Genomic DNA, 11,898 nt, shown 5'->3' on the forward strand with positions numbered 1-11,898 from the left:
TTCCTAAATAAAGCTTAGTTTTCAAATATTTAAAATAAAAGTTACTTTGAAGTTCAATTTATTAATAATAATCATATGTTAATAAGTTTTACTGTAAGTTAAATAGCATAATTTCATTATTTTAGGAAAATAAATATGAACATTTATAATGCAAAAATGATAACTAACCGATTAAATCTTTTAACTAAACTTATTTTTTCTTTTTCTGTTTTAATGGGGGTAACTCCAGTTGATGCCGTCTATGAAAATCATTTTTTCGATGATGCTTCATTAACTGGTAATGTCTTTTTTTGGAATCGAGATCGTGAACGCAAAGATATTGATACACATAAGTATGAAAAAAACCTAAGACACACTTCATTCAATACTAATTTGGATTTTAAATCAGGCTATATTGCCGATAGATTGGCTATTGAACTCGGTGGTTATGGTGCTTGGGAAGTGAGTAATGGCGGTAATGGTCATCCAAATGAAATTGGATTTAGTGGATCACATACTCGTTGGATTGAAGATTGGAAAAAAGATGTCAGCGGATTGAGCTTTTATAAAGCACAAGCAAATTTCAAAATTGACGAATTATTTTGGATAAAAGCAGGTTATATTCAGCCATCAGGACAAACATTACTTGCGCCACATTGGAGTTTATTACCGGGTACTTATCGTGGGTTTGAGATAGGTTCAACGCTTGATTTTGATAGCGCTGGAGCATTGTCGATGTCATATATGTGGAGTGATAAATATAAAGCACCTTGGTATAAACGGCTTTATGAATTTAAACAGTGGGGAAAAGGTAAAAAAATTGATTATTTACATTCTGCCGGTTTGAAGTATGACTTTAAAAATGACTTAGTATTAGAAAGTGCATTTGGACAAGCACAAAATTATATGAACCAATTTTTTGGTAAAGTATCTTATAAAATGGAAGTATTTGATAATCCTATGATTATGAGCTACCAATTTTATGGCGCTAAAGATCAATCTCATAAAGGTACAGATGTATATGATGGCTTAGCGTGGTTGCAAGCAGCAACATTAGGCTATCAAGTTGGTGCTATAGGTCTACGATTTGAAGGCGTTTCGGTTAAAGCTGATGGAGAACAGGGATTCTTTTTACAGCGTATGACACCTGATTATGCTTCATCAAATGGTCGTTTAGATATATGGTGGAATTCTCGCTCAGACTTCAATGCTAATGGTGAAAAAGCAGTGTTTGCTGAAGTGACTTATGATTTAAGTCACTTATCTCATTATTTAGCGGGTTGGAAAACAGGTGCGTCTTATGCCTATGGTTGGGATGCAAAACCTAGCACTAATCGTCAATACAATCAAAAACAGCGTTTGATTGAATCTGCATATAACTTTGATTTAGGTTATACCGTGCAAGAAAGTTGGGCAAAAGATACAACCTTCCAATTGCACTATACCAAATATAATAACCATTCAAATATACCGAGCTGGGGTGGTGGATACGGTAATATCTTTCAAGATGAACGGGACATTAAATTTATTGTTACAATTCCATTCACTGTTTTTAGTGCTAAACAAAAATAGGTAAAAAAGATGAAAAAGATTAAGGCAACGATATTAGCAACTTCAATCCTTTCTTTGTTAAATATATGTGCGATTCAATCAGTGCATGCTTCTCAACAAATTGCTGATTTGATTAGTTCTCAACTTAATGTTAAATATGAAGTCGTCGACAATCAAGCAAACGCAAATGGCGTTAACTGTTCAGCTTTAGGTGCTGATTGGGCTTCTTGTAATAACGTAATGATTTCACTTAAAAATACTGGAACAGCCATTAATAATAAAGATTGGGCTATCTATTTTGATAATATCAGAATGATTCTAGCTGTAGACAATGATCAGTTTAAAATCACCCATATTACAGGTGATTTACATAAGCTCGAGCCAACAGAAAAGTTCACTGGTTTTCCTGCTAATACAACGGTGAATATTCCAATTATTGGGGAATATTGGATTGTAAGTGAAAGTGATGTTATGCCACGTTGGTATGTAACTTCAAGTGATGCTAAACCCAAAATTATTGCTAACACTAACACGGATTCTGACAATTTATCGGCATTTGTTGCACCAATAAAACAACAATGGAAAAGAACGGCTGATGATCACAATATTTTAATGACGCCTGCTAACCGTTTTGAATATAACGCCGATATTAATAAATTATCTGAATCATCGTTACGAGGGCAAATTCTACCAACACCAAGCAAACTTACAATAGGTAAAGAGGATGTTACGATTGATCAGCAAGGCGTTAATTTAATTCTTGATGGTTTAAATCAAGATAGTTTAGCTATTCTAAAGGCACAATTTAAAGCATTAAACATAGCTGTGACAGAAAAAGGTTATCAAATAAAAGCAACGATTGATCCTAAACAATTCGAACAAGGAAAAGTAGGATCATATCAATTAGATATTAAAAATGATAAGACATTAATCACCGCTTATGATGAAGCAGGGATTTTTTATGCCATTCAATCCATTTTATCTATCATTCCCGTAAATCATTCAAATTCAATACCAATGCTAAATACTATTGATTCGCCACGTTTTGTTTATCGAGGAATTATGCTTGATATTGGGCGTAATTTTAAATCTAAACAAGCCATATTAAGTTTATTAGATCAAATGGCAAAATATAAAATGAATAAATTTCATTTTCACTTAAGTGACGATGAAGGTTGGCGAATTCAAATTCCTGGATTACCTGAGCTAACCGATATCGGTAGTAAACGCTGTCACGATCTCACGGAGCAAAATTGTTTATTACCACAATTAGGTTCTGGACCTGATAGTAATACAAGTGGATCAGGATTTTTAAGTCGTAATGATTACATTGAAATTGTCAAATATGCAAAAGCACGCTTTATCGAGGTTATTCCTGAAATCGATATGCCTGCACATGCCAGAGCTGCAATAGTATCAATGGAAGCACGTTATAAACGCCTAATGAATGAAGGAAAAGAGCAACAAGCTAATGAGTATCGTTTAGTTGATCCAACCGATACATCCAATACCACAACGGTACAATTTTATAATCGCTTAAGCTATTTGAATCCTTGTCTTGATTCATCTAAACGCTTTGTTAATAAAGTTATCGATGAAATCGCAAAAATGCATATTGAAGCAGGGCAACCGCTTAATACTTGGCATTTTGGTGGTGATGAAGCTAAAAATATCCGTTTAGGTGCAGGTTATCAAGATCTGCAAGCAAAAGAAAAAACTAATATTAAAGGTACTATTGATCAAAGTATTGAAGATCATCCATGGGCTAAATCACAAGCTTGTCAAACTTTTGTGAGAAAAGGCGAAGTGAAAGATATTGAACATCTACCAAGCTATTTTGCCCAACAAGTCAGCACCATTATTAAAGAGCATGGCATCAATCATATGCAAGCATGGCAAGATGGCATGAAACATGCCGAAAATGCCAAATCTTTTGTGGTTGATAAAGTCACAGTTAACTTTTGGGACACATTATATTGGGGGGGATTTGATTCAGTTAATGAATGGACAAATAAAGGTTATCAAGTAATTATCTCTAATCCAGACTATGTTTATTTAGATATGCCATATGAAGTGAATCCAAAAGAAAGTGGTTACTATTGGGCAACACGTTTTAATGATGAGCGTAAAATATTTAGCTTTGCACCGAATAATTTACCTCAGAATGCTGAAACTTCGGTTGACCGAGATGGTAATCCATTTACAGCTAAAGGTACTATGAACTGGTCAGGTGCTTATGGGCTATCAGCACAAATTTGGACTGAAGATATCCGTAGTGATAACAAAATGCAATATATGGCTTTTCCTCGTTTACTAGCGGTTGCTGAAAGGGCTTGGCATCAAGCTGATTGGGAAATGGCTTATCAAAAAGATCGCCAATATCAACAAGGTGAAACACATTATGTAGATAGCAAAGCGTTACATGATGATTGGAATCGCTTTGCTAATTTACTTGGACAAAGAGAGCTAGCTAAACTTGATCTTGCGGGTATAAATTATAGATTACCTATCCCTGGTGCAAAAATTGTAAATGGTAAATTAAACGCCAATATTGTATTTCCGGGATTAAACATTGAATATTCAACAAATAATGGAAAAAATTGGAAACTTTATACTGTTCCAGTGGCAATTAATAAAGATAACACTATCTCTATTCGTAGTATTTCATCAGATCAAAAAAGAACAAGTCGTATAGAAAAGCTAAATTAAGCTTTAAAACACTAATATTCTTATCCGTTTATCGGATAAGAATAAAGCCTAAGAAAGGGAGTTGATGATATTTAATGAAGCGTTTCCATTAGCTCCATTTCGTCAAAATCGTCATCATTCCCATCTTCAAAATAAGTGCCCCAACCATCATAATTGACGTCAAATTGGGTAGTAAGTGTGATGATTTCTGCAATTTGTGCATTTATTATTTCGGCATTGAGTGGGCTTTCGGTAACAATATCAAAAGCGATAACAACATTGCCTGCATTGTCAATATCTTCATCGGGATCGGTTGCTTCATAGCCTAATTTATAGGCTTCTACTGCCACTTTTTCTAATTTATCAAAATTTTGTGATGAAATGTGATGCTCAATGATATAAAGTGCATGAGGATCGCTACCATCTTCTAATAGTTCCTCAATAATTGCGCTAGTATCTTGTTGAGCAAGGCGAATTTGATCTTTCATAATATACCTTTTAGTGGTCATGCAAATTGTGTGGTATATTACACGTTTCAAAATAATTTTCGAGAAAAAAATGATCGTTGATTTACATTCACATACTACGGCATCGGATGGTCTTTTAACACCTAGCGATCTTGTCAAAAGAGCTGTGGATAACCAAATTGCTATTTTGGCTATTACCGATCATGACACCGTTAAAGGTTTACCTGAAGCTCAAAAAACGATTGCTAACGAAAATTTACCTATTAAATTAGCTTGTGGTGTTGAAATATCAACTTCTTGGAAAAACAACGAAATCCATATTGTTGGGTTAAATATTGATATTGCACATCCTGAGTTAACAGCACTGCTATCATCACAAGAACAAGGAAGAATCGATCGAGCGTTGGCTATAAGCCATAAATTAGCTAAAGTTAGTATTGAAAACGCTTATCAACAAGCACAACCTTTTGCAAAAGGAGACATTGTTTCGCGTGCTCATTTTGCAAGATTTTTAGTTGCTAACGGCTATGTTAAAGACATTAAACGCGCCTTTAAAACGTACTTAGGAAAAGGTGGTTATGCTTATGTACCTGCAACATGGTGTAGTATTTCAGATGCAGTTAATGCCATTCATGCGGCAAGAGGACAAGCAGTACTTGCGCATCCAAGTCGCTATGATCTAACTTTAACTAAATTGAAATTATTAATAAGTGAGTTTAAATCTAGTGGTGGTGATGCAATTGAAGTTTCACAAAGCAGGCAAACGCAAGATGATTTACAAAAATTAGCTAAATTAGCCAATGAATTTGAACTATTGGCATCACAAGGATCGGATTTTCATGGTGTTGACACCTATTTAGATTTAGGAAAAACAACCCCACTACCCGGTAGTGTTACACCAATTTGGCATAATTGGAAACTCTAAATAAATCTGGATTAAAATCGATTTATATTCGTGCTTCACTATAAGGTTAACGATATAAAATTTAATCATGCAAATCAGATTAACAATAATATTGATATAGAAGAAAATTATGAGTCAAACTTTTTATATTCATCCAGATAATCCGCAAACTCGATTATTAAATCAAGTTGTCAACATATTAAATGATGGTGGTGTTATAGCTTTTTCGACCGATTCAGGATATTCACTGGGTTGTTTACTAGACAATAAATCGGGTGTTGATCGAATTTGTCAAATTCGTCAACTTGATAAAAATCACAATTTTACCTTGATGTGCCGTGATCTTTCTGAACTATCTAGTTATGCTTTTGTCGATAACGCAACTTTTCGGTTACTAAAAAATAATACCCCGGGTAAATATGTTTTTATTTTACAGGCAAGTAAAGAAGTACCCCGTCGATTGATGAATGAAAAACGCAAAACAATTGGACTAAGAATTCCTGATAATAAAATTGATTTAGCGTTGCTCGAATTATTAGGGCAGCCATTAATGACTGCGACATTAATTTTACCTAATGATGACCAAGCGCAATCCGATCCCGACGAAATAGAAGATAAAATAGGTTATCAGCTTGATGCGATTGTGCACGGTGGTTATATAGGTCAACAACCTACCAGCGTAATTGACTTGACTAATGACTATCCAACAATTATTCGTAAAGGGAGTGGAGATACTAAGCCATTCGAATAAATGTTCATTTTTTATTGTCAATATATCGACAATATAGTTAATAGAAAATTGATACCTGAGAAGGTAACAGCGAGGATTTTATGAAAAATAGCAAATTAGCATTCCCACAACTTGGCAAAAAGACAAATAGCGTTAAAGCAAAGGAAAAGCAACTCTACGAAAAACCAAAAACCTCAAAAGTACCAGCTATTACACGCAAAACATCGGCACATGATAATACTGAAAAACTCCAAAAAGTATTAGCTAATTTAGGTAATGGATCACGCCGAGAGATTGAAGCAATGATTGTGGGCGGTAAAATCAGTGTAGATGGTAAAATTGCCTCATTAGGTGATCGAGTTGATGTAAATGCAAACCCTAAAATTCGTATCAATGGACATTTAGTTCAGCTTAGAAGTAAAGAAAAAGAAGTTTGCCGAGTACTAGCTTATTATAAACCAGAAGGTGAAATTTGTTCACGGAATGATCCTCAAGGACGGGCGACGGTTTTTGAGCGTTTACCTAGATTAAAAAATGCTCGTTGGGTGAACATTGGCAGACTTGATATCAATACATCGGGCTTATTATTATTCACAACTGATGGTGAATTAGCTAATCGATTAATGCATCCACGGCACGAGATTGAGCGTGAATATGCAGTGCGAGTATTTGGTAATGTGGCTGATCAACAAATTAACCAACTTCGTAAAGGGGTGCAACTAGAAGATGGCCCAGCCTCATTTCAATCAATTAAAGCACAAGGTGGTGATGGAATTAACCAATGGTTTAATGTAGTTATAACAGAAGGCCGTAATCGGGAAGTTCGTAGAATGTGGGAAGCTATTGATGTGCAAGTTAGTCGATTGCTACGCATTCGCTATGGCAATATCACTTTACCCAAAGGATTATCACGCGGAACTTGGCTAGAACTTGGTATTGACTCAGTCAATTACTTACGTGAACTAGTCGGTTTGCCACCTGAATCTAAAAGTTTCACCACAAGTTCTTCTTCTGACAAAAGAATAGTAAGACCTAAACGAGTCAAACTTAATCAACAGACTAAAACAACACGGCAAAGAGTAACTCAAAAAGCAACTCGAAAATAACCTTTACCCTGCCCTTAAATAGTTTGTTTAGCTATTTAAGGGTACCAGCATAAAATATAATTCACACCTTTCCTATTTCAAATAAACTGACTTGTCACCCAATAATAATGAGTAACTAGTTAATCAATTTTTAGCAAAAAAAGTTAATAAATTAGAACTAATTTATAATAGACTCACCAACTAGCTTATTAATCAAGCTATATTTAAACAGTTTTCATCTTAATAACAAGATGAACAAGCAAAAAAATAAACTAAAATGAATTGAAAGGAAAATTATGCGTATAATTATAGCTGTTTTTTTTATGTTCTTATTAGCCGCTTGTCATACACGTACAGCAGAAGAAGCTTATAAAGAAGGAAAATATTTAGAAAGCATCAACTTATTGGCGGATAGTATTGAGGATAAGGGTACTGCAAAATTAGGTCAAAAAGACGTACAACGACTACAAAATATCGTCAATAACGTTATGCAACATTATGAAACAACTTTATCAAATGCCAATAATCAGGATTATGCCAAACGAATAGAATGCTACCAAAATTTATTAGCAATGAAACTGCGATTAAGTGATCGCTTTTATAGCCAAGAAATCAGTTTTTTTGATAATAAATATGATTTTACTAAATTACAAGAGAGTATCGCAAAAGAGTACTATGACTATGGTAATTCAATCATAGGAACCGATAGTAAAAGTTATAGAATAAAAGCCGATTTATACAAAAAAGGATTTGAGCAATACAACTATAAAAACATTGAAAGTTTGTATAACAATGCAAATAAAAAATATATGCAACTTGCTGCTAAAGATTATTATGACCAAGGAAAAATGTTAGCACAGCAAGGTAATTATAAAGCTGCTGCGGATGCATTTAATAATGCCTCGGAAGTATATCAGCCTCTTGGCAAGTACAAAGATAGTGACAAACTTTCTATTGAGAATGATAGAAAACACTGTACTCAACAAGCAGAAAATGCTTATGAACAAGCACAACAATTAGCCAGAACAGCAACACGTCGTTATCAATTTCGAGAAGTTGCCCAATATTACGCTTCAGCTGCTTCGGCTTATCGCCAATACGGAGCGTTTCGCGATGCAGATTTCCAAGCAGATAAATATAAAAGAGAAGGGAAAATAAAAGTTTATTATAATTCTTCAGAATTAAAATCTTATGTAACAGATCTATTAAGTAAAGACTTTATAGAATTTGTTATCTACCAACCAGGACAAGCAGATGTCACGATCCGTGTAACGACAAATGTTGAATTTTCTGATCTTGGTAAATCAGTTAACAATGAAACCAAAACCGAAAAAATATTTGATAAATTTATTGAATTCGCTGACGAAAATGGTAATAAAAAGCAAGTTAAAACCTATAAAGATCAGCAGTTTAATTTACAAACTGTGACTCACAGCAATAAATTAACCTTAACCACTGAAATTGAGGCTCATGGAATCTATAGTTACAGTAAATCATTTAACATTGTACAAACGTCAGCAAAACATGATTATATCTACTCTGGCAATGTGCCATCAAATTTACATAATTACAGTAAAGGAACATTGCAAACCAAAGATAGCTTGCTTCGAGCGGCAAAAGACCAGCAATTAACAGAATTAAAAGTATATATTGAAGATATGGTTCGGGATTTATCATATCTATAATTACTATAAATGTCATAACTAAAATTTAACTAAATAAAGACTACTTACTCATTGGTGCTCATTTTTATAAATGAGTGTCCAATGAGTAAATTGAATGTTTTTATTTATTTGCGGAGTTGCTTTAATTCGTCCAATATAAAGAAGTACGGGATGGATTAGATCATATCTAGTCAAAAATTAAAAATGTGTTTGTTTGGGGCAGCGTTGATTAGTAAACACGGTTTTCGGCTAAATGAAACTTGAATCCTTGTTGATGCATGATTTCTCGCAATGTTTATAGTATTAATTACTGTAAACAACACTAGAAATTCCTACAATTAAAAAGTTGCTATATCAGTACTAAATTTCATCTAAAATAAAACGATGTTTGGTTTATCAGAACATCAACTCCATACTTTTTCAATTCAATTATTGAAGTGATAGCTAAAATAGTTGTTTTATCAAATTCATGATAAAATATGGTTTCTTTTAAAAACTTTACAAAAAAAATTAATGCGATGAAAAAAATAAAATACTCTTTGTTGCTAGTTTGCAGCATAACATTGGTCGGTTGTTTTGGTTCAGATACCACTTCGTCTAGCTCTGTTGATCGTATGATTGATAATCCAACACCAAATGAAATAAAAGTGATTATTGATGGAAATGAATTAACCATTCCAGCAAAATCAAGTGTGAATTATACATTTGAATACGGTAAGCATACACTGTCTTACGGTAATCAATCATTAAATTTTATAGCTAAACCTTCAACAACTAATAGTTCAGGATTAATTAATCCTACTCAAAGTAATTATTATTTATTAACAACTTTCTATACAACTTCAAATGTGAGTGATGAAACTTACGATAAGTTGATAGCTAAATATTTAAATTCAGTTCCAGTAATTATTAAAGGTGAACAGCAAGAGCTTGAACTACCAGTTAAAGTTATTAATGATGTTTTTATTGAGCGTCAAAAAGATTTTTGGGATTATTCAGTAGATGAACCTTATCCAGATGAAGTAACTTTACGAGGGAAAGGGCAATTTCAATCTCGAAAAATCAAATTATTCCGAGAAGATGGCTTTATTGAAGCTTTAAAAGCAGAAGGGCTTAATGAAAAAGTTGATTTTATAAATGAACATCCTAAATTTTCTGAGCTTAAAAAATATACTATACCAAATATTCAGCTAGATGCTATTACTTGTAAGAAAGGTCGCGAATTTGTTGAAACGCAGTTAAATGATTGGAATAAGCTTTTTACTCTGACAGGTAAAGATTTGGCATTGTTATACAAACAGTTAACATCGTCTGAAACTTTTCACACGAAACATGCCATCATAACAGAATGTACGAAAGCAGGAGATTCAAATCAAAGCTATCAGTTCGCTACAAGAGAACTTGAGGGGGCATTCGATGAAACTAATCAACTTAATTTTTTTATTACTCAATAAACTAATTTAAGTAAAGGTAAATGTTTAACCGAATCGGTAATAGTTACATCTTCTTTATAATATAAGCGCCATATCTTTCGTCAGTGATAAGGCGTTAGTTTTGTTTTCATGTATATTCTTTATAGCCATTTTTTAAAGCTTCATAAATAAAGTGAGTTGTTCCTACATTAAATTTTTATCACTTCTGATGTTTACAATCTTCATACTAACCTCTAAACTAATTGATGTTCTCAACGGGGTGCCCTAAAGGGCTGAGAATGTTAGATAGGATAACATAACCCGCCGAACCTGAACTGGATCATGCCAGCGGAGGGATTTGAGTTATTGCACTTGCTCAAACCTTTTGTCTTTTATTTGCTATTTTGGAGGCAAAATGTTTTGTAAAAAATTGTTATTATCTTTGGTATTTTCGGTACCTTTTATGGCAAATGCTGCCAACGTAAAACCAACCTTAACTGTTTATAGTTATAATTCCTTTATTTCAGAATGGGGACCAGGAAAAGCAATTGAGAAAGGGTTTGAAGCACAGTGTAACTGTGAACTTGAGATTGTTACATTAGGCGATGGAGTAGCGGTTTTAAATCGAATGCGACTTGAAGGTGATAGAACTAATGCCGATGTAATTTTAGGATTAGACAACAATCTTTTAGAACAGGCAAAACAAGCCAAAATAGTTATACCTCATCAAATCAATAAACCAGATAATTTAAATACCAACTGGTGGGATAGTGATTTTATGCCCTATGATTTTGGTTATTTCGCTTTTATTTATGATCAACAAAAAATCAGTAATCCACCACACAGCATGCATGAGTTAGTAGATAATAAAGTCAACTGGAAAATTATCTATCAAGACCCACGAACCAGTACTCCTGGGTTAGGTTTATTATTTTGGGTGAAAAATATATATGGTGATGATGCCGCATCTGCATGGCAGAAAATAGCAAAAAATACTGTGACAGTGACCAAAGGCTGGGGTGAAGCTTATGGCCTATTTTTAAAAGGCGAAGCTGATTTTGTGCTTAGTTATAGCACTTCGCCAGTTGCACATATTATGAATGATAATGATCATCGTTATGCTGCTGCTATTTTTGACGAAGGGCATTATCGCCAAGTCGAAGTTGCGGGTATTACTAAGTATAGTCAGCATCCCGAATTGGCACGTGCTTTTTTACAATATTTATTAACGCCTGATGTACAACGTCAATTTGCTGAAAAAAATTTCATGTATCCGATTATTAATATAACGTTGCCTGAAGCTTTTCAGCAAATTAAACCAGTCAATAAAGCACTCGAGTTTGATGCTAAGCAAGTTAAAAATAATCAAAAGAGCTGGGTGCGTGAATGGAAATCCACCATTAGTAAATAGTTTTATT

Annotated in this window: 9 protein-coding genes and 1 riboswitch; of the genes, 8 read left to right on the plus strand and 1 reads right to left on the minus strand. The window is 33.7% G+C overall.

Features of this window, described 5'->3' with window-relative positions; translation table 11 throughout:
• Positions 1-213 precede the first annotated feature (213 nt).
• Entirely contained in the window at positions 214-1,551 is a 1,338-nt protein-coding gene (locus tag GYW75_RS00640) for an OprD family outer membrane porin (protein ID WP_446719034.1), read from the plus strand.
• A gap of 9 nt (positions 1,552-1,560) precedes the next feature.
• Positions 1,561-4,239, plus strand: a complete 2,679-nt coding sequence (locus tag GYW75_RS00645; protein ID WP_174798075.1) for a beta-N-acetylhexosaminidase — start codon at positions 1,561-1,563, stop codon at positions 4,237-4,239.
• A 71-nt stretch (positions 4,240-4,310) separates the two neighbouring features.
• Here the strand turns inward: GYW75_RS00645 and rraB are convergent, their stop codons facing one another.
• Positions 4,311-4,706, minus strand: coding sequence for a ribonuclease E inhibitor RraB (gene rraB, locus GYW75_RS00650; RefSeq protein ID WP_174798076.1), 396 nt, complete (start codon positions 4,704-4,706; stop codon positions 4,311-4,313).
• Positions 4,707-4,776: 70 nt separating this feature from the next.
• On the opposite strand from rraB, the gene rnm reads away from it, so the two are divergent.
• From rnm to thiB, 6 genes are all read left to right on the plus strand, one after another.
• Positions 4,777-5,610: an RNase RNM gene (rnm, locus tag GYW75_RS00655; protein WP_174798077.1), complete on the plus strand. Its 834-nt coding sequence runs from the start codon at positions 4,777-4,779 to the stop codon at positions 5,608-5,610.
• A 109-nt stretch (positions 5,611-5,719) separates the two neighbouring features.
• The gene (locus GYW75_RS00660; protein ID WP_174798078.1) at positions 5,720-6,340 is read left to right on the plus strand and encodes an L-threonylcarbamoyladenylate synthase; all 621 of its coding nucleotides are present in this window, start codon (positions 5,720-5,722) and stop codon (positions 6,338-6,340) included.
• Between the two features lie 80 nt (positions 6,341-6,420).
• A complete protein-coding gene (gene rluB / locus GYW75_RS00665; protein WP_174798079.1) occupies positions 6,421-7,425 on the plus strand; it encodes a 23S rRNA pseudouridine(2605) synthase RluB in 1,005 nt (334 codons plus the stop codon).
• A gap of 275 nt (positions 7,426-7,700) precedes the next feature.
• Positions 7,701-9,089 (plus strand): hypothetical protein, encoded by a 1,389-nt coding sequence (locus tag GYW75_RS00670; protein ID WP_174798080.1) that lies wholly within the window; start codon positions 7,701-7,703, stop codon positions 9,087-9,089.
• 497 nt (positions 9,090-9,586) lie between these two features.
• A complete protein-coding gene (locus GYW75_RS00675; RefSeq protein WP_143422084.1) occupies positions 9,587-10,522 on the plus strand; it encodes a hypothetical protein in 936 nt (311 codons plus the stop codon).
• 224 nt (positions 10,523-10,746) lie between these two features.
• Positions 10,747-10,855, plus strand: a riboswitch (TPP riboswitch).
• 40 nt (positions 10,856-10,895) lie between these two features.
• The gene (thiB, locus tag GYW75_RS00680) at positions 10,896-11,891 is read left to right on the plus strand and encodes a thiamine ABC transporter substrate binding subunit (RefSeq protein WP_085165243.1); all 996 of its coding nucleotides are present in this window, start codon (positions 10,896-10,898) and stop codon (positions 11,889-11,891) included.
• Positions 11,892-11,898 lie beyond the last annotated feature (7 nt).

Source organism: Gilliamella sp. ESL0232 (assembly GCF_013346885.1).
GTDB classification, from domain to species: Bacteria; Pseudomonadota; Gammaproteobacteria; order Enterobacterales; family Orbaceae; genus Gilliamella; species Gilliamella bombi.